The 18289-nt window shown below is 72.2% G+C and carries 16 protein-coding genes; 12 read left to right on the top strand and 4 right to left on the bottom strand.

Annotation, left to right across the window (positions count from 1 at the left end; all coding sequences use genetic code 11):
* Nucleotides 1-138: 138 nt before the first annotated feature.
* From BLU02_RS14560 to BLU02_RS14540, 5 genes are read left to right on the top strand one after another with little or no spacing between them, the layout of a single operon-like run.
* Nucleotides 139-1593 (top strand): APC family permease, encoded by a 1455-nt coding sequence (locus tag BLU02_RS14560; protein WP_060922472.1) that lies wholly within the window; start codon nt 139-141, stop codon nt 1591-1593.
* A 39-nt stretch (nt 1594-1632) separates the two neighbouring features.
* On the top strand, nt 1633-2472 hold the full coding sequence (locus tag BLU02_RS14555; RefSeq protein WP_060922473.1) for a molybdenum cofactor biosynthesis F family protein: 840 nt from the start codon (nt 1633-1635) through the stop codon (nt 2470-2472).
* A 1-nt stretch (nt 2473) separates the two neighbouring features.
* Nucleotides 2474-4117 carry an amidohydrolase gene (locus BLU02_RS14550; RefSeq protein WP_060922474.1) on the top strand — a complete coding sequence of 548 codons (1644 nt, stop codon included), beginning with the start codon at nt 2474-2476 and terminating at the stop codon, nt 4115-4117.
* Nucleotides 4118-4142: 25 nt separating this feature from the next.
* Nucleotides 4143-4499 (top strand): YidH family protein, encoded by a 357-nt coding sequence (locus tag BLU02_RS14545; RefSeq protein WP_025103854.1) that lies wholly within the window; start codon nt 4143-4145, stop codon nt 4497-4499.
* 13 nt (nt 4500-4512) lie between these two features.
* On the top strand, nt 4513-4899 hold the full coding sequence (locus BLU02_RS14540) for a DUF202 domain-containing protein (protein ID WP_060922475.1): 387 nt from the start codon (nt 4513-4515) through the stop codon (nt 4897-4899).
* A 66-nt stretch (nt 4900-4965) separates the two neighbouring features.
* Here BLU02_RS14540 and BLU02_RS14535 read toward each other — a convergent pair whose 3' ends face one another.
* The 4 genes from BLU02_RS14535 to BLU02_RS14520 all read right to left on the bottom strand — a co-directional run bounded on the left by BLU02_RS14535 (nt 4966) and on the right by BLU02_RS14520 (nt 10196).
* Nucleotides 4966-6432, bottom strand: a complete 1467-nt coding sequence (locus tag BLU02_RS14535) for a GMC family oxidoreductase (protein WP_060922481.1) — start codon at nt 6430-6432, stop codon at nt 4966-4968.
* Nucleotides 6433-6452: 20 nt separating this feature from the next.
* Nucleotides 6453-7937, bottom strand: a complete 1485-nt coding sequence (locus BLU02_RS14530) for an aldehyde dehydrogenase family protein (protein WP_231919585.1) — start codon at nt 7935-7937, stop codon at nt 6453-6455.
* Nucleotides 7913-9595: an HNH endonuclease signature motif containing protein gene (locus BLU02_RS14525; protein WP_060922476.1), complete on the bottom strand. Its 1683-nt coding sequence runs from the start codon at nt 9593-9595 to the stop codon at nt 7913-7915. Before BLU02_RS14525 ends, BLU02_RS14530 begins: the two co-directional genes overlap by 25 nt.
* A 163-nt stretch (nt 9596-9758) precedes the next feature.
* The gene (locus tag BLU02_RS14520; RefSeq protein ID WP_071327392.1) at nt 9759-10196 is read right to left on the bottom strand and encodes an Lrp/AsnC family transcriptional regulator; all 438 of its coding nucleotides are present in this window, start codon (nt 10194-10196) and stop codon (nt 9759-9761) included.
* A gap of 150 nt (nt 10197-10346) precedes the next feature.
* Here BLU02_RS14520 and BLU02_RS14515 point away from each other — a divergent pair, with 150 nt between their 5' ends.
* From BLU02_RS14515 to BLU02_RS14485, 7 genes are all read left to right on the top strand, one after another.
* Nucleotides 10347-11459: a thiamine pyrophosphate-dependent enzyme gene (locus BLU02_RS14515; RefSeq protein ID WP_060922477.1), complete on the top strand. Its 1113-nt coding sequence runs from the start codon at nt 10347-10349 to the stop codon at nt 11457-11459.
* Nucleotides 11456-12484: an alpha-ketoacid dehydrogenase subunit beta gene (locus BLU02_RS14510; RefSeq protein ID WP_060922478.1), complete on the top strand. Its 1029-nt coding sequence runs from the start codon at nt 11456-11458 to the stop codon at nt 12482-12484. Before BLU02_RS14515 ends, BLU02_RS14510 begins: the two co-directional genes overlap by 4 nt.
* Nucleotides 12481-13899, top strand: a complete 1419-nt coding sequence (locus BLU02_RS14505; RefSeq protein ID WP_083371029.1) for a dihydrolipoamide acetyltransferase family protein — start codon at nt 12481-12483, stop codon at nt 13897-13899. Before BLU02_RS14510 ends, BLU02_RS14505 begins: the two co-directional genes overlap by 4 nt.
* 135 nt (nt 13900-14034) lie before the next feature.
* Nucleotides 14035-15354: an MFS transporter gene (locus tag BLU02_RS14500; RefSeq protein WP_025103845.1), complete on the top strand. Its 1320-nt coding sequence runs from the start codon at nt 14035-14037 to the stop codon at nt 15352-15354.
* Between the two features lie 119 nt (nt 15355-15473).
* Nucleotides 15474-16664, top strand: coding sequence for a thiolase family protein (locus BLU02_RS14495; protein ID WP_060923113.1), 1191 nt, complete (start codon nt 15474-15476; stop codon nt 16662-16664).
* The gene (locus tag BLU02_RS14490) at nt 16661-17407 is read left to right on the top strand and encodes an enoyl-CoA hydratase/isomerase family protein (protein ID WP_082750143.1); all 747 of its coding nucleotides are present in this window, start codon (nt 16661-16663) and stop codon (nt 17405-17407) included. The genes BLU02_RS14495 and BLU02_RS14490 overlap by 4 nt, the downstream gene beginning before the upstream one ends.
* Nucleotides 17404-18279, top strand: a complete 876-nt coding sequence (locus BLU02_RS14485) for a 3-hydroxyacyl-CoA dehydrogenase family protein (protein WP_060923114.1) — start codon at nt 17404-17406, stop codon at nt 18277-18279. Before BLU02_RS14490 ends, BLU02_RS14485 begins: the two co-directional genes overlap by 4 nt.
* The last annotated feature ends 10 nt before the right edge of the window (nt 18280-18289 follow it).

Here is an 18289-nt window from a genome sequence, read left to right as displayed (position 1 = left end):
GGTGTGCGCGGTGGCACCATCGTCCTTCGCTCACGGTCAAGCGTGGCGACGAGGCGGCGAGCAGACTCGCTCTATCGACGATTCCCCTCGTCGTCGATGCCGTGTCCGCACGGCCGTCACCCGAGCAAAGGAGCCGACGTGGCAGAGCAGACCTCCGCACCCACGACGCCGCACCACACCTCCCTCCGCCCCGGCGCCCTCGGCGTCGCCGGCATCGTCTTCCTCGTCCTGGCCGCCGTCGCGCCGCTGACCGGGATCGTCGTCGTCGCCTCGCTCGCCATCGCCCTGGGCAATGGCGGAGGCACCCCGATGTCGTTCTTCCTCGTCGCGGCCATCCTGCTGCTGTTCGCGATCGGCTACGCCCAGATGTCGAAGCAGCTGGTGAACGCCGGAGGCTTCTACGCCTTCGTCGTGAAGGGCCTCGGCCGCACCGGCGGACTCGTCGCGGGCCTCATCGCGACGCTCGGCTACAACTTCTTCGTCGTCGGCACGATCGGCACCAGCGGCTTCTTCATGCAGACGATCATCCGCGACCTCACCGGTCTGGACGTGCACTGGCTCGTCTGGGGCCTGCTGTCGATCGTCGTCTGCTTCGTGCTCGCCCGGATCGGCGTCGACTTCAGCTCGAAGGTGCTCGGCGTGTGCCTCGTGCTCGAGGTGCTCATGCTCGTCGTGTTCGACGTCTCCGTGCTCGTGCAGACCGGCTACGACGTGGCGGCGTTCAGCCCGGAGGCCGTGTTCTCCGGCTCGCTGCCCATCGGGCTGCTGCTCGCGGCGACCGGCTTCCTCGGGTTCGAGGCCACCGCGCTCTTCAGCGAGGAGGCCAAGCAGCCGCTGCGCACCATCCCGCGGGCGACCTACACCTCGATCATCGCGATCGGCGTGATCCTCGGCGTCACGACCTGGGCCGTGGTGAGCGCGACCGGCGTCGCGCAGGCGCAGGCCACGGCGCTGGAGCACCTGCCCACGGGCGACCTCATCTTCTCGCTCTCGCAGCAGTACCTGGGCGGACCGCTCACGACCGTGATGATGGTGCTGCTCCTGGTGAGCCTGTTCGCGGCGATGCTCGCCTTCCACAACTCCGCCACCCGCTACCTGTACTCGCTGGGACGCGCGAAGATCCTCCCGCAGGCCCTCGCCCGCACCCGCCCGAACGGCGCCCCGCAGCTCGCGGGCATCGTGCAGGCCGGCTTCGCGGCGATCGTGGCGATCCTGTTCGCCCTCGCCGGTGCCGATCCCATCGTCACGCTCGTGCCCGCGATGCTCGGCTTCGGCACCCTCAGCGTGCTGATCCTGCAGGGACTCGCGGCGATCTCGATCGTCGTGTACTTCCGGCGCCGGAACGACCCTCGGTGGTGGAGCACGTTCATCGCTCCGGGCATCGGCTTCCTCGGCATCGCGGCCATCTCGATCCTGGCGATCGTGAACTTCAACATCGTCGCCGGCTCCGAGGAGCTCGCGATCCGTCTGATGCCGCTCCTGCTCGTGCTCGCCCTGATCGGCGGCATCGTCTACGCCGCCTACCTCCGCCGTGCGAAGCCCGCCGTCTACGACGGTCTCGCGACCGACCTGGAGCGGTTCAGCGACCGCTGACGCCCGCGCCGACCCCGTTCTCCGAAGGAAGGAAATCCCATGACGACCCTCAACCCCGCCGACACCTCCACCTGGCTGCCGTTGGAAGGACTCGCCCCCGGCTTCGACGCCAACAAGGCCCCGCACAGCACCGCCCTGAGCGGTCGCGAGATCGCCGTCGTCGACGACCGCGGCACGCGCATCGTCCACCGCTTCGACGACTCGACGGTCGCCTGGGAGTACCAGCCCGGCGCCGAGGACCCCACGGAGGCCGCGTCCGACACCGACGACTACGAGGCGTTCGAGGTCGACGACGAGCTCTACTTCGTGCAGTTCCACCACCGCTACCTCCCGAACGAGGCCGTCTCGCTCGTCCTCGACCTGCGGCACGGACGCTCCCTCGCGGTGATCTCCGAGATCCTCCCCGCGCCCGAGCAGGGCCGCACCCGCGTGCAGCACCACTTCGCCCCCGGCACCATCGAGGGCGCCGACGTCACCGGCGCCGAGGCCGCCCCCACGACCACGCTCATCGGCCGTCGGGTGGAGTGGGTCTACAGCGAGGAGCACGCCTACGAGCACGTGTACCTCTCCCCGCGCTGGTACTCGTGGCAGTGCCTGGCCGGTCCCGAGCGCGGGCTCGCCGACACCGACGAGAACAGCGTGTGGGAGGTGCGCCCCGGGATCTACGTCTTCGCGTGGCGCGAGAAGGTGATCCCGTGCGCCTCGGTCACGATCGCCGACCACCGCGACGTGAACGCGATCCGCTCCCACGGCGTGCTGTTCGGGCTGGACGAGAGCGGTGAGGTGCCCACGCACTTCACGTTCGGCGCACACGGCCGCCTGCTGTCGACCACCCACCACACCCCGTCGCTCGAGCCCGCGACCTTCGGAGACGCCTGACATGACCGACGTCGCCGACCTCATCGTCACCGGTTCCGTGATCCGCACGTCGGACCGCGCCCGTCCGCGTGCCGAGGCCTTCGCCGTACGAGACGGACGGATCCTCGCCGTCGGCGACCGCGCCGACGTGGAGGCGTTCCGCGGCCGTCGCACGCGGCTGGTCGAGGTCGGCGACGCGGCGGTCTACCCCGGGTTCGTCGACGTGCACAACCACCACGCGCTCGCCGGACGGACCGAGCTGTTCGAACTGTCGCTCGCCCCCTCGCTCACGCTCGACGAGATCCTGGACCGGGTGCGGGAGAAGGCACAGACCCTGCCCGAGGACGCGTGGATCGTCGGCGGCGCCGTGGCCACGACCCTGCTTCCCACCCTCGCCAACACCGCCACGCGATTGCGTCTCGACGAGGCAGCGGGCGGACGGCCGGTGGCGCTCATGGAGGACTCCCGCCACAACCGCTGGGCCAGCACCCGGGCCCTGGAGCTGGCCGGCATCACGGCGGACAGCATCCCGACCTCCGGGGTGACGGTGCTCGACCCCGACGACGGCACCCCCACCGGCGTGCTCCTGGAAGCCGCCGGCATCCCGGTGCAGGAGGCGTACGACCGCAGCGGCGGACTCACCGCGGAGCAGCACGCGGCCGCCTCCCGTCGCGGGATCGAGCTGCTGAACTCGTTCGGGATCACGGCGTTCCAAGACGCGGGGGTCTCCGTCGACATCCTCGCCGCGCTCGCCGGACTCGACCGCGCCGACGAGCTGCACGCCTGGGTGGTCTCCTCGCTCCTCATCAACGACGAGATCTTCGGGTTCGACCCCATCGGCGCGCCCCTGCTCGACCGGGGCGAGGAATTCCGCACCCCGCACCATCGCCCGGACTTCGTGAAGATCTTCCTCGACGGCGTGCCGCCCGCCCGCACCGCCTCCTTCCTCGACCCGTATCCGGCGGATCCGGTGCACGGCGCGCACTTCCACGGCGAGACGACCATGACCCTCGACGAGCTCACCGACTGGCTCCGGGCCGTCGCGGCGCGCGGTCTCGGGGCCAAGGTGCACTGCACCGGCGACGGGTCGGCACGCCTCGTGCTGGATGCCGCCGAGCGCCTGCGCGCGGACGGATTCACGACGCCGGTGCAGATCGCGCATGGGCAGTTCCTCGCGGAAAGCGACATCCCCCGACTCGCGGCGCTGGACGTCTCCGCCGACATCTCCCCGTTCATCTGGTACCCGGGCGTCATCCCCCAGGCGCTGGCGGACGTGCTGGGAGAGCGTGCCGAGCACTCGCAGCCCAACCGCGCGCTCCTCGACGCCGGGGCCCTCGTGGCCGGCGGCTCGGACTGGCCGGTGAGCGAGTCGCCGAACACGCTCGAGGGCCTGCAGGGGCTCGTGACGCGGGCCGATCCGCTCGGTCGGGCCGCAGGCACGCTGTGGCCGGAGCAGGCGATCTCGGCCGAGGAGGCGCTGGAGGTCTTCACGATCAACGCCGCGACGGCGATGGGGCTCGGCGCCGAGACCGGGTCCCTGACCCCCGGCAAGTCGGCCGACTTCGTGATCCTGGAACGGGATGCGATCGGCGGACCGGCGGAGGAGATCGTGCACACCGAGGTCATCTCGACATGGTTCGCCGGGCGCGCGGTGCACGAGCGCTGAGCGCGCCGCGCCGTACGATGGGCGCATGCGCCGCTTCCCCGCCTCCGTCTACCGGGTCGGGGACGAGCCCGATCCCCGGTTCTCCCTCGCCAACGAGCGCACGTTCCTGGCGTGGACCCGAACCGGCCTGGCGCTGATCGCGGGTGGCGTCGCGCTCGAGGTCCTCGGCCTCGACCTGCACCCCGGGTTCCGGCTGGCCGCCTCGCTGCTGCTGATGATCGCCGGCACGGCCGTGGCGCCGCTCGCCTGGTTCGAGTGGATGCGGGCCGAACGCGCCCTCCGGCAGGGACGACCGCTGCCCGGCGCGCTGTCGGCGGTGGTGCTCGCGGTGGTCGTCGTGACGACCGGGCTGCTCGTCCTCGCCGGGGTGCTGTGGCGCTGAGCGAGGCCTGCCGATGACCGCCCCCGAGACCCCGGTGCCCGACACCTCGGCGCCCGATCTATACGACCCCGGGCTGCAGCCGGAGCGCACGGAACTGGCCTGGCGGCGCACGGCCCTCGCGATCGCGGTCGGCTCGCTGCTGTCGCTGCGGGTCTTCCCCCTGGTGCTGCCGAGCGGCGCCGAGGGGTGGGGCCTCGTGCCGGGCGTGCTGGGCGTCGGCACGGCGGCGCTGCTCTGGATCGCCGCGCGCCGTCGGCAGCGCCGGACGACCGCGGTGCTCACCGCCCGGGCGCGCGGACCGCTGCCGGGCGGCGGACTCCCGCTCGTGCTGACGGTGTTCGCGACCGGCTTCGGTCTCGTCGCCCTCGCGCTCGTGGCGGTGACGCTGCTCACCCGCTGACGCGCAGGAGCGCAGGGCGATCACGACAGATGCCGTGACCGCCCCGCGTCCCCTCGCCGCCCTCCCTCAGTCCGCGAGGAGGAACCGCGCGCCGCGTTCGCCGATCATGGCCGCGGGCGCGTTGGTGTTGCCGGTGGGCACGGTCGGCATGACCGAGGCGTCGATCACCCGGAGCCCCTCGATCCCGCGCACCCGGAGCTGCGGGTCGACCACCGACTCCGGGTCGGAGCCCATGCGACAGGTGCCGACCTGGTGGTGATAGGTGATGGCCGTGCGGCGCACCCACTCCTCCACGTCGTCGTCCGCCACGTCCGGCCCGGGGTAGACCTCGACCGCTCCCCACTCCTCGGCGAGCGCGGGCTGCGTGCCGATCCGGCGGCACTGGCGCACGGAGGCCGCGAGGGCGTCGGCGTCTCGTTGATCCTCCAGCGCCGCCAGGTCGATGTGCGGCAGGTCGTCGAGGCCGGGACCGGTGAGGCGCAGCTCGCCGCGGCTGTAAGGCGTCACCAGGCCCGCCATGAGCGTGAACCCGTCGGTGCCCTTCGGCTCGAGCTCTCCCCACATCGGGACGGAGAAGTGGATGGGCTGCGTGTCCGGCTGCGCGAGGCCGTCGCGGCTGCGCCAGAACAGATGGCTCTGCGTGACGGAGACCCCCGGCTGCGGCGGGCCGACGGGCTTCTTCTCGGTCGCGAAGACGACCGGCGACAGGAGGTGGTCGTGCAGGTTCTTGCCCACAGCGGGGGCGTCGAGCACGACAGGGATGCCGAGCGCACTCAGCTCGTCGGCGGGACCGATGCCCGAGCGGAGCAGGATGACAGGAGTGCCGAGTGCGCCCGCCGAGAGGATGACCTCGTCCGCGAACACCTCCTCGGTCTCGTCGCCCTCCCCCAGCCGGATACCGACCGCACGACCATCGCGCACGATCACGGAGTGGACCGCGCGGCCGGTGAGGATCGTCATCCGGTCGGCGACCGGCTGCGCGTACACGGTCCAGGTGTTGACGCGCCGTCCGTCCTTGATCGTGACCTGCTCCTGGGAGACCCCGTCGAGCGTGCCCCCGTTGTAGTTCGGGTTGCGCGGCAGCCCCTCCTCCACGGCGGCGTCGATGATCGAGGCCTGGATGGGCGCGAGCGCGTAGTCGTCGGTCACGGGCAGCAGGTCGTTCTCGATCGCGTCGTAGATCGGCTCGACCTCGGCCCAGCCCCATCCGGTCGCGCCGGCCGCCTCCCACGCGTCGTAGTCGGAGGCCGCGCCGCGCACCCAGATCATGGCGTTCAGCGCGTGCGACCCACCGGTGACCTTGCCTCGAGGAAGATGCAGCCGACGACCGGCCGCGTGCGGCTGCGGCACGGTGAAGAAGTCCCAGTCCTCGGCGGAGTGCCACAGCTCGCCCGCCCGCGAGGGGTCGTGGATGGCCGGGTTCGTGTCGTAGCCGCCCGCGTCGACGAGCGTCACCGCGACACCGGCGTCGGTGAGACGCCGCGCGACGATGGCGCCCGACGTACCGGCCCCGACGACGATCGCGGAGCGCACCGCACCGTTGTTCGCCGCGGTCACGCTCGCGCCTTCCGGCCGGGTCCGGAGACGACCTGGGTCACGGCGACGGACTTGAGCCCCTCGACGCCGAACTCCAGCCCGTAGCCCGAGCTCTTCACGCCGCCGAACGGCACCATCGGGTGCAGCCCGCCGTGCGAGTTGATCCACACCGTGCCGGACTGCATGCGCGCTGCGACGGCGCGGGCCTCCTCCGGGTCGCTCGCCCACACCGAGGCGCCGAGACCCACGTCGAGGGCGTTCGCGAGCGCGAAGGCCTCGTCGACGTCGCTGTACCGGATGACGGGGAGCGCGGGACCGAACTGCTCCTCCTGCACGAGCGCCGCGTCGTTGTCGATGTCGGCGACGATGGTGGGCCGGTAGAACAGCTCGCCGAGGTCGGCGGCGGGCTCTCCACCGGTGACGATCCGGGCGCCGCGGCTCCGCGCATCGTCGACGAGGCGACTGACGATGTCGAACTGCGGGCGGTTCTGCAGCGGCCCGAGCACGTTACCCTCGTCGAGCCCGTTCCCCATCGGCACCTGCGCGGCGATGGCGGCGAGCGCGTCCACGACCTCGTCGTACACAGAGTCGTGCACATAGAGGCGCTTCATGGCGGCGCAGGTCTGTCCGGTGTTGATGAACGCCCCCCAGAAGAGGTCTTCCGCGATCGCGGCAGGGTCCGTGCCGGGGAGCACGATGCCCGCGTCGTTGCCGCCCAGTTCGAGCGTGAGGCGGGCGAGGTTGCCCGCGGAACTCTCGATGATGCGGCGCCCGGTCGCGGTGGAGCCGGTGAACATGATCTTGGCGATGTCGGGGTGCGAGGAGAGGCGCGCCCCCACCTCGCGGTCGCCGGACACGCCGATGAGGACGTCGGCGGGCAGCACGTCGTTCATCACGGCGAGCATCGCCAGGACGCTCAGCGGGGTGTACTCGCTGGGCTTCGCGACGACCGTGTTGCCCATGCGCAGCGACGGCCCGATCTGCCAGATGGTGATCATGAGCGGCCAGTTCCACGGCCCGATGGCCCCGACCACGCCGGCCGCTTTGTACACGAGCTCGGCGTGCAGCGTCTCGTCGTCGACGAGGACCTGCGGCTTCAGGACGGTGGTGGCGTTGGTGCGCAGCCAGGCCGAGCAGGCGCCGAGCTCGAACCGCGCGTTGGGGCCGTTCAGCGGCTTCCCCTGCTCCCGCGACAGAAGGTAGGCGAGCCCCTCGGCGTTCGCGTCGATGGCGTCGGCCGCGGCGAGGAGGAGCGCGCTCCGCTTCTCGTGTCCGAGCGCCTCCCACGCGGGCTGCGCGGCCTTCGCGCGGGCGATGGCGTCGTCGAGGTCGGAGACCGTGGCCACGGGCGCGCGTCCGATGACCTCCCGCGTCGCGGCGTCGGGGATCTCGCGCCCCTCGCCCTGCGGGGCCTGGATGCGGTCGAGCAGCGCCGCAGCGGCGGAGGCCGCGGAATCGGCTGGTCCGTGGTCGACGGCTACGGGAACGGCGGAATCGGACATCGGTGTCTCTCCTTCGAGCGGGTCACGGCGCGGACGCCGGTCTTCTTCTCATTCTCGGTCGGCCCTTCCCGCCGCACTTGTCGCGGAGCGCGCCGGAGATGTCCCCGCGCGAAGGATGCGCTCCCGCGCCGGTCCCGCGTGAGCGAATCGGGCCCCTGTGAGCGAATCGGCCCCGTCCGGTCCGTGAAGCCGCGAAGCACCGGGCGCGGCATGCGCCATCGTCGCCGCGGATCCCACCACGCCGGCCCTCGCACCTGCGGCACTCCCCCGCGCATGCGGATCTGCCACCCCGAGGTGTCCAGGGTGCGGTGATGATGCCAGCACAGCGCGACCCCGTTGTCGGTGTGCGTCGGGCCCCCGTGCGCGTGCTCCGTGACGTGGTGGATCTCACACCAGGCGGCGGGGACGTGACACCCGGGGATGAGGCACTCGCCGTCCCGCACGCCGATCGCCCGGCGCTGCGCCGGGGTGAAGATCCGGTCGCTCGACCCGAGCCCGACGATCCTCCCGCCTGCCCCCAGCACGACCCGCTGGACCGTCCCTCCGCACGCCGTGTGTGCGGCCACCCGCGTCGACACCGGCGTCTCGACGCCCTCGACCCGCGCCCAGCGGCGCCCCGTGGCATAGTCCTCGGCGCCGACCGTGACCACGAGTGTCGGGGCCCCACCGCCCAGCCGTGGCATGTCGTCGTGCCGGGCCGCGATCCCCAGGGCCGCCGCGAGCGCGTCGTGCTGCTTCTGTGCCCGCGTGCGCCCGTCGGCCATCCCGCCGGGGTCGCCGGACGGGAGCACATCGTCGTCCGGAGACACCGCGGTGTGCCGCCACTCAGCATCCGCGAGTTCCGCGGACGGCACGAAGTGCACGCCGGGAAGCGGCGGCCCGTCGACCTTCGGGTTCAGGTACGCGTCCCAGATCCGCTGCAGCTGCCCCGCGACCTCGGGCAGCAGTGCGCCCCGGACCGGGATCACACCGTCCTTGGCGCGCCCCAGCACCAGACCGCGAGCGCGCAACGCGATGTCTTCCGCGGGCTCCGCGCCGTCGGGGTCGAGGTACTGCACGATGAGCTGCGCCCGCACCCGCAGCTCCTCGGGCGTCGGCGCCGGACCGGGCTCGTTCTCGTCATCCTCACTGTTCTCGTCGTCGCTCTCCTCACCCCGAGCGACCTCCGCGAGATACGCGTCGGCCTCCCAGCGGTCGGCGAGGCGCACGCGAGGGCCGGCCTGCTCGATCGGCCCGGTCGCGGCCAGCAGCCCGGTCACGCCGATCGCCGCGTCGAGGAGCGCTTCACGCAGCGCCGGCCACCGCGCCGGCAGCCACTCCCCGGAGGAGAGATCGACCTCGCGTCGCACCAACCGCGCAGCCTTCACCAGGCGCGCGGCGGACGCGCCGTCGGTGCGGAGCACACGCTGCAGCAGCTCGTTCATCGAGCGGCAGCCGAACCGTCCGCAGAACGCCGGTTCCCCGGACCCCGCCGGACGCGGATCGACGCTCGCCACCGCGTCGACGATCACGGCCTCCACGCGTCGCTGGATCTCACCCGCGACCCGCAGCAGGTCCATCATCGCCCCGGCATCGAGAGCGCCTACGGTGCCGGACTGCAGCACGGCGTCGAGAGCGACGACCGTGTCGTCGAGAACCGCTGCCGGGGTGCTTTCCATACGACGATTCAACAGAGGGCCACCGACATTGCGAGGCCGGATTACCCCTGCTCAGAGCGATATTCCAGTACGCGCGAAGGACTCCTCCTGCACGCGAAGAGACGCGCAATCACCTCTCCACACCACCGCCGCACCCCAACGACCCCGTCACGGGAGACGACCGTCACGCCCGGTCGAAGTCCTCGAAGATCAGGATCGTCCGTGTCGAGCGGATCGACGGGATCGCCTGGATGTCCTCCAGCACGATGCGGCGCAGGTCGCGGGCGTCATTGGCGCGCACCAGCAGCAGCACGTCGAAGTCGCCGCCGACGAGCGCCATGTGCTCGATCTCCGGGATCGCCCGGAGCCGCGCGCTCACCTCCTGCCACGTGGCCTGTTCGATCGCGAGGGTCACGTACGCGCTCGCGTGATGCCCCAGCAGCACGGGGTCGGTGCGCACGGTGTAGCCGGTGATCACTCCGGCATCGGTGAGGCGCTTGATGCGGGCATGCGCCCCCGCGCGGGAGATGTGCACCGCCTCGGCGATCGCGGTCATGGACGCCCGCGCATCCCGCCGCAGCTCCGCGAGGATCGCGCGATCCGTCTCGTCCAGCGCCGCCATGGCACCCCCCTCCCGTCCGGGAAATCCTGACATTTCGGAAGCCATTGTGGCATGTCTCGAGCAATCGTCCACGATCCCTCGACGGATCTTGGATGACTGTCGCACGCGCGGCATGCTGTCCTCATCGAGTTCGGCAAGGAAGGCGGACGGATGCACCCCCACGACATGCTCCCGCGAGACACCGCGGTACGACTGATCGCCGAGGACGGGACCACCCTCCCCGACGAGGCCTACGCGCTCCCCGCCGCCGACGTCCTGCTGGCGGCCTACCGCGGCCTCGTCGAAGGCCGTCGCATCAACGATCAGGCCGGCGCGCTCGTGCGCCAGGGCCGCCTCGCGGTCTACCCGTCGTCGCACGGCCAGGAGGCCTGCCAGGTGGCCGCGGCGATGGCACTCGGCGACACCGACTGGCTCTTCCCCACCTACCGCGACTCGGTCGCCGTGATCGCCCGCGGCGTCGCGCCTGCGGAGGCGATGGTGCTCCTCAAGGGTGACTGGCACTCGGGCTACGACGTGCGCGCGCACCGCGTCGCCCCGCAGGCCACCCCGCTGGCGACGCAACTCCTGCATGCGGTCGGCTTCGCGCAGGCGGCGAAGCACCGCGGCGAGGACACCGTGGTGCTCGCGCTCTGCGGCGACGGCGCGACGAGCGAGGGCGACTTCCACGAGGCGATGAACTTCGCGGCGGTGTTCCACGTGCCCGTCGTGTTCTTCGTCCAGAACAACGAGTTCGCGATCTCGGTCCCCCTCTCCCGGCAGACCGCCGCCCCCTCCCTCGCCCACAAGGCGGTCGGCTACGGCATGCCGGGGCAGCGCGTCGACGGCAACGACGTGGCCGCGGTCCTCGCGGTGCTCACGGAGGCCGTGGACCGCGCCCGCGCCGGTGGCGGCCCCTCCCTCGTCGAGGCGCACACCTACCGCATGCAGGCGCACACCAACGCCGACGACGACACCCGCTACCGGGAACGCGAGGAGGTGCAGGCCTGGCTCGCCCGCGATCCGCTGCTCCGCCTGCGCGCGCACCTCACTGCGACCGGCGCTCTGGACGACGAGGCCGAGACGCGCTTCGCCGCGGGTGCGGAGGAGATCGCCGCCGCCATGCGCACCGCCCTGAACACCGATGCGGAGCTCGACCCCGAAGACCTCTTCCGTTTCGTGACCGCGACCCGCTCGCCGCAGCGTGAGGAGCAGTGGCAGCTCCTCCGCGACGAGATCGCCCGCTCCCACCCCGCCGAGACGATGACGACCGGAGGCCCCCGATGACCATCGCCGAGCACGAGACGCCGGTCGCGACGGACGCCGCCGCCACGACGACCATGACCATGGCCGCCGCCCTCAACCGCGCCCTCGCCGACACCCTCGCCGCCGACTCTGACGTGGTCGTGTTCGGAGAGGACGTCGGAGCCCTAGGCGGCGTCTTCCGCATCACCGACGGACTCACCGCCCGCTTCGGCGAGGACCGCTGCTTCGACACCCCGCTCGCGGAGTCCGGCATCATCGGCACCGCCGTCGGCATGGCGATGAACGGGATGCGCCCGGTCGTCGAGATGCAGTTCGACGCCTTCGCCCTGCCCGCGTTCGAGCAGATTGTGAGCCATGTCGCGAAGCTCGGCAACCGCACCCGCGGCGGGATGCGCATGCCGCTCGTGATCCGCATCCCGTTCGGCGGCGGCATCGGGGGCGTCGAGCACCACTGCGACTCGTCCGAGGCGTACTACGCGCACACGCCCGGCCTCACCGTCGTGAGCCCGTCCACCCCGCAGGACGCCTACTCGCTGCTCCGGGCAGCCATCGCCTCGCCGGACCCGGTGGTCTTCCTCGAGCCCAAGAAGCTCTACTGGTCGAAGGGCGAGGTCGACACCGCGGTGACGGCGGAGATCGGCGCGGCGCGCATCGCCAGGGAGGGCTCCGACGTGACCCTCCTCGCGTACGGAGCCTCCGTGCCGCTCGCGCTGGAGGCGGCGGAGGTCGCCGCGGGCGAAGGGCGCAGCGTGCAGGTGGTCGACGTGCGCTCCCTCTCCCCCTTCGACGACGAGACGGTCACCGCGGCGGTGCGGTCCACGGGACGCGCGGTCGTCATCGCCGAGGCCCCGGGATTCGTCAGCGTCGCCTCCGAGATCCAGGCCCGGGTGTTCGAGCGCTGCTTCGAGTACCTGGAAGCCCCCGTGCGGCGGGTGACCGGGTTCGATACCCCGTACGCGCCGCCGAAGTTCGAGCACTGGTACCTGCCGGACGTCGATCGGGTGCTCGACGCGATCGACACGCTGCACTGGGAGGACGACGTATGAGCACCCCGGTGAAGACCGCGACCCGCGTGTTCCGCCTCCCCGACCTCGGCGAAGGACTCACCGAGGCCGGCCTCGTGCAGTGGCTGGTGGCCGTCGGCGACACGATCGCGACCGATCAGGCCATCGCCGAGGTCGAGACCGCGAAGAGCGTCGTCGAACTGCCCTCGCCGTTCGCGGGTGTCGTGACGGCGCTGCACGGCACGCCCGGCGACACCATCGACGTCGGCGCCCCGGTGCTGGAGGTCGCCGACCCCGGCAGCGAGGAGACCTCGTCCGCGCGGCAGGCCCCCGCCGCGCAGCCCGAGCACGAGGCGTACCGGCAGGAGGAGCGTGCGGGGTCGGGCAACGTCCTCATCGGATACGGCACCTCCGCGTCCGCCGCGACGGGTCGGCGACGTCGCCCCGCGGCACCACGCCCCACACCGGCACCCGCCTCGACAGCGCCCGCACCGGCGGCCCCCGCCGCGACCGCTCCGGAGTCGCCCGCACCGGCCTCCCGCGAGCCCGCGCGACCCGCGCCGGTCGCCGTGCGGTCGCCGCTCGTGCGGCGCCTCGCCCGCGACCTGGGCCTCGACGTGCACGCGATCTCCCCCACCGGAGCGGACGGGGCGATCACGCGCGCCGACGTGCTGCGCGCCGCCGTGGACCACGCGGTGGACGGCGTCGCCGCGGCCCCGACGCCGACCTCCGCGACCGCTCCCACCGGCGAGATCGACGGCCTCCCGGTTCGCAGTCGCGAGCGCCTGTCCCCGCTGCGCCGCACCGTGAGCGCCCGGCTCGCCCGCAGCCGCTCGGAGATCCCCGAGGCCACCGTGTGGGTCGACGTCGACGCCACCGAGCTCTGGAATCTCCGCGGGCAGATGGCTCCCGAGGGCGCGAAGGCCCCGTCGATCACGGCGCTGCTCGCGCGCTTCGTGCTGCTGGCGCTGGAGGACTACCCGGTGCTCGCCTCCCGGCTCAGCGACGACGGCTCCGAGCTGATCTCGTTCGAGGGCGTGAACCTCGGCGTCGCGGCCGACACCGAGCGCGGCCTCCTCGTCCCGGTCGTCCCGCACGCGCACCGGCGCACGGTCAGCGACCTCGATGTCGCCCTGCGCGAGCTCGCGGCCACCGCGCGCACCGGCACGCTGCCGCCCGAGCGCCTCCGCGGATCGACCTTCACCCTCAACAACTACGGCGGGTTCGGCGTCGACGGCTCCGCGGCGATCATCAACCACCCCGACGTCGCGATCCTCGGCATCGGCCGGATCATCGAGCGCCCCTGGGTCGTGGACGGGGTGATCGTGCCGCGTCGCATCGTCCAGCTCTCGCTCGTGTTCGACCACCGGGTCTGCGACGGCGGGTATGCGGCCGGATTCCTCCGCCGCGTGGTGGAGCTCATCGAGCATCCGCTCCGCGCCTTCGGGCGGGTCTGAGGTCGACCCGGCCGGCGAACCCTCGTGGGCGGAGCGCCGATACGCTACGCTCGGCGATTACTGACCGATCATTCGGTAAGTCATCGCCGACGTACCCGCGTCGGCGCTCCCCCCTCGCAGAACAACGGAGTTCGCATGACCTCAGCCACCGCAGCCGCCTCGTCGACCGGAAGGATGCCCGCGGAGGAGCGGCGCGTCCTCGCCGGCACCCTCGTGGGGACGTCGATCGAATGGTACGACTTCTTCATCTACGCCCAGGCGGCGGGCCTCGTGCTCGCCCCGCTCTTCCTCGCCCCCATCGCGGAGTCGAGCCCCGGGCTCGCCCAGGTGCTCTCCTTCGCGACCATCGGCATCTCGTTCCTGTTCCGCCCGCTCGGCGCGATCGTCGCCGGACACCTCGGCGACAAGCTCGGCCGGAAGAAGATGCTCGTCTTCACCCTCGTGATGATGGGGCTGTCCACCTCCCTCATCGGCCTGCTGCCGACGTACGCCGCCATCGGCGTCGCCGCCCCGATCCTCCTGATCCTCCTGCGCATCCTGCAGGGCTTCTCGGCCGGCGGCGAATGGGGCGGCGCGGCGCTCATGGCCGTCGAGCACGCCCCGACGGCGCGACGCGGCCTCTTCGGCGCGTTCCCGCAGATCGGCGTGCCGGTCGGCATGATCCTCGCCACCTTCACCCTCTGGGCGCTCACGAGCTCGATGTCCCCCGAGGCCTTCCTCGAGTGGGGCTGGCGCATCCCGTTCCTGCTCTCGATCGTGCTCATCGCGGTCGGCTACGTCATCCGTCGCGCGGTCGACGAGAGCCCCGTGTTCGAAGACCTCCGTCGCCGTCGCAAGGAGGCGTCGGCGCCCCTCGGGCAGCTCTTCCGGGCGCACACGAAGCAGGTCGTCCTCACGGCCGTCATCTTCATCGCCAACAACGCCGCGGGCTACCTGCTGATCGCCTTCTTCGCGACGTATGCCGTCACGGCTCTCGGCATGGAGCGCCCGCCGGTGCTGCTGGCGACCACGCTTGCCTCGTTCGGCTGGCTGATCTTCACGCTGTGGGGCGGTGCGCTGTCCGACCGCCTCGGCCGCATCCGCACGTTCCAGATCGGGTACGTCGCCCTCGCCGTGTGGGCCATCCCGATGTGGTTCCTCATCGACACCGCGAACATCGTCTGGTACTTCGTGGCCCTGTTCGTCATGACGTTCGCGCTCGGACTCTCGTACGGCCCGCAGGCGGCGCTGTACGCCGAGATGTTCCCCGCGAACGTGCGCTACTCGGGCGTCTCGATCGGCTACGCCCTCGGGGCCATCCTCGGCGGGGCGTTCGCACCGATGATCGCGGAGGCGCTGCTGAACCAGTTCCACGCCGCGTGGACGATCGGCGTGTACATCGCCGTCGCGTCGATCATCTCGCTCATCGGCGTCTCGCTGGTGAAGGAGACGAAGGGCGTGGATCTCAGCGTCTGACTCCTGGTCCGGGATCGCGGCCGGCCGTATGCCTGTGCCATAATTACCTTACGATCGGTCAGTAATTCACGACCGGCCGCTCCCGGACCACACCAGGACGACGAAGTCAGGAGATCCGCATGCCAGAGGCCTACCTCGTCGGAGGGGTCCGCACCCCGGTCGGCCGCTACGGCGGCACCCTCTCCGCCGTCCGTCCCGACGACCTCGCGGCGCTCGTCGTCGGCGAGGCCGTGCGCCGCGCCGGGCTCCACCCGGCGCGTACGGAGCTGGACGAGGTCATCCTCGGCGCCGCCAACCAGGCCGGAGAGGACAACCGGAACGTCGCCCGGATGGCGGTGCTCCTCGCCGGTCTCCCCGACACCGTGCCGGGCATCACGGTCAACCGCCTGTGCGCCTCCGGGATGTCCGCCGTCACCATGGCCGCGCAGGCGATCCGCGCGGGCGACGCCGATCTCCTCGTCGCCGGGGGCGTCGAGTCCATGACCCGCGCCCCCTGGGTGCAGGCCAAGCCGGAGAAGGCGTGGGCGAAGCCCGGAGCCGCCTTCGACACCTCGATCGGCTGGCGCTTCCCGAACCCTCGCCTCATCGCGCGGGACAAGGCCACCTTCACGATGCCGGAGACGGCGGAGGAGGTGGCCCGCGTCGACGGCATCACGCGCGCCGAGGCCGACGCCTTCGCCGTCCGCTCGCAGCAGCGCGCCGCCGCCGCGATCGCCGCCGGCCGCTTCGCCCCGGAGATCGTCGGCGTCCCGGTCCGCGACGGCGAGGTGCTCGTCGACGAGGGCCCGCGCCCGGATACCACCCTCGAGGTGCTCGCGCGCCTCCGTCCCGTCGTGGCCGGCGGAGAGGTCGTCACGGCCGGCAACTCCAGCGCCCTCAACGACGGCGCCTCGGCCGTGCTCGTGGCGAGCGCCGAAGCCGTCGAGCGCCACGGCCTGACGCCCCGCGCGCGGATCGTCGTCGGCACCTCGGCCGCCCTGGCTCCGGAGATCATGGGACTCGGACCGGTCCCCGCGACGGAGAAGGCGCTGCGCCGCTCGGGGCTCTCCCTCGACGCCATCGGCGCCGTGGAGCTCAACGAGGCGTTCGCCTCGCAGTCGCTCGCCTGCATCCGGCGGCTCGGCCTCGACGAGGACCGCGTGAACGCCGACGGCGGCGCCATCGCTCTCGGCCACCCGCTCGGCTCGTCCGGCTCGCGCCTGCTCGTGACACTGATGGGACGCATGGAACGCGAGGACTCCCGTTACGGCCTCGCCACGATGTGCGTCGGCGTCGGCCAGGGCGCGGCCGTGATCCTGGAGAAGGTGTGAGGGGCGCGGACGAGCCGCTGCTCGTCACCCGCACCGCGGACCGCGTCGTCGCGACCCTGAACCGTCCGCACAAGCGCAACGCGATCGACCAGGCCACGATCGACGCCCTGCACGCGCTGTGCGCCGAGCTGGAGGAGACGCCGCGCACGCTCATCCTCACCGGCGCCGACGGGGTGTTCGCGGCGGGCGCCGACATCGCCGAGCTTCGGGACCGTCGTGCCGACGACGCCCGTCGCGGCATCAACGCCCACGCGTTCGTCCGCGTCGCGGAGCTGCCGATGCCCGTGATCGCCGCGATCGACGGCTACGCGCTCGGCGGTGGCGCGGAACTCGCGTATGCCGCCGACATCCGCCTCGCGACCCCGACCCTGAAGATCGGCAACCCGGAGACCGGCCTGGGCATCCTCGCCGCCGCCGGAGCGAGCTGGCGGCTCAAGGAGATCGTGGGCGACGCCCGTGCCATCGAACTGCTGCTCACGGGGCGCACCGTGCACGCCGAGGAGGCCCTCCGCATCGGGCTCGTCTCCTCGCTGCACGAACCCGCCGATCTCCTCGGCGCCGCCCACGCGGTCGCCGACCGCATCGCCCGCAACGACCCCGCGGCGACCATCGCGACCAAGCGGGTCTTCCGGGCGCCGCGCGACCAGCACCCCGCAGCCGACCTCGAGGAGCAGGCCGCGCTGTTCGAGAGCCCGGAGAAGCACCGTCGCATGACCGCCTTCCTGGAACGGAGAGACCGATGAGCACGCCCTCCTCCCCCGAGGCCGCAGTCCCGACCCGCGTCGGCGTGCTGGGTGGCGGACGCATGGGCGCCGGTATCGCCCACGCCTTCCTCCTCGCCGGATCCCCCGTGACCGTCGTCGAGCGGGACGACGCCGCGGCCGCGGCCGCTGCCGCCCGCGTGTACGGGTCGATCGAGGCCTCGCTCGCCCGCGGCACGGCGATCGAGACGGCCGAGGCCTACCGGGCGCGGTTCGCGACCGGGACCGACGCCGCCCTGTTCGCGGACTGCACCCTCGTCATCGAGGCCGTCCCGGAGGAGCTGTCGCTGAAGATCGACGCCCTCACCCGTGTCGAGCAGCACCTCGCGGACGATGCGGCGCTGGCGTCCAACACCTCGTCTATCTCGATCGACGAGCTCGCCGCGGTGCTCGACCGCCCGGCGCGCTTCCTCGGGATGCACTTCTTCAACCCGGTGCCCGCCTCGACCCTCGTGGAGGTGGTCCGTGGCGGCGCGACCGCGGAGACTCTCGTCGCGGACGCGGCCTCCTGGGTCCGCGCGCTGGGCAAGACGCCCATCGTCGTCGCCGACGCCCCGGGTTTCGCGTCCTCTCGCCTCGGCGTCGCCCTCGGCCTCGAGGCGATCCGGATGCTCGAGGACGGCGTCGCCTCCGCGGCCGACATCGACGCCGCCATGACCCTCGGCTACAAGCATCCGGTGGGACCGCTCCGGCTCACGGACATCGTCGGGCTGGACGTCCGGCTCGGCATCGCCGAGTACCTCGCGGCACAGCTCGGCCCGCGCTTCGAACCCCCGGCCCTGCTGCGTCGCCTCGTCGCCGAGGGGCACCTCGGCCGCAAGAGCGGACGCGGCTTCTACGAATGGGACGACTGATGAAGGGAAC

This window comes from Microbacterium paraoxydans, from assembly GCF_900105335.1.
GTDB lineage: Bacteria > Actinomycetota > Actinomycetes > Actinomycetales > Microbacteriaceae > Microbacterium > Microbacterium paraoxydans.
This window is presented reverse-complemented; position numbering and strand designations above follow the sequence as displayed.

Coding starts and splice junctions, on each gene's coding strand:
- BLU02_RS14555 (WP_060922473.1), top strand. CDS start 1,633: ATGACGACCCTCAACCCCGCCGACACCTCCACCTGGCTGCCGTTGGAA.
- BLU02_RS14550 (WP_060922474.1), top strand. CDS start 2,474: ATGACCGACGTCGCCGACCTCATCGTCACCGGTTCCGTGATCCGCACG.
- BLU02_RS14545 (WP_025103854.1), top strand. CDS start 4,143: ATGCGCCGCTTCCCCGCCTCCGTCTACCGGGTCGGGGACGAGCCCGAT.
- BLU02_RS14540 (WP_060922475.1), top strand. CDS start 4,513: ATGACCGCCCCCGAGACCCCGGTGCCCGACACCTCGGCGCCCGATCTA.
- BLU02_RS14530 (WP_231919585.1), bottom strand. CDS start 7,937: ATGTCCGATTCCGCCGTTCCCGTAGCCGTCGACCACGGACCAGCCGAT.
- BLU02_RS14525 (WP_060922476.1), bottom strand. CDS start 9,595: ATGGAAAGCACCCCGGCAGCGGTTCTCGACGACACGGTCGTCGCTCTC.
- BLU02_RS14520 (WP_071327392.1), bottom strand. CDS start 10,196: ATGGCGGCGCTGGACGAGACGGATCGCGCGATCCTCGCGGAGCTGCGG.
- BLU02_RS14515 (WP_060922477.1), top strand. CDS start 10,347: ATGCACCCCCACGACATGCTCCCGCGAGACACCGCGGTACGACTGATC.
- BLU02_RS14510 (WP_060922478.1), top strand. CDS start 11,456: ATGACCATCGCCGAGCACGAGACGCCGGTCGCGACGGACGCCGCCGCC.
- BLU02_RS14505 (WP_083371029.1), top strand. CDS start 12,481: ATGAGCACCCCGGTGAAGACCGCGACCCGCGTGTTCCGCCTCCCCGAC.
- BLU02_RS14500 (WP_025103845.1), top strand. CDS start 14,035: ATGACCTCAGCCACCGCAGCCGCCTCGTCGACCGGAAGGATGCCCGCG.
- BLU02_RS14495 (WP_060923113.1), top strand. CDS start 15,474: ATGCCAGAGGCCTACCTCGTCGGAGGGGTCCGCACCCCGGTCGGCCGC.
- BLU02_RS14485 (WP_060923114.1), top strand. CDS start 17,404: ATGAGCACGCCCTCCTCCCCCGAGGCCGCAGTCCCGACCCGCGTCGGC.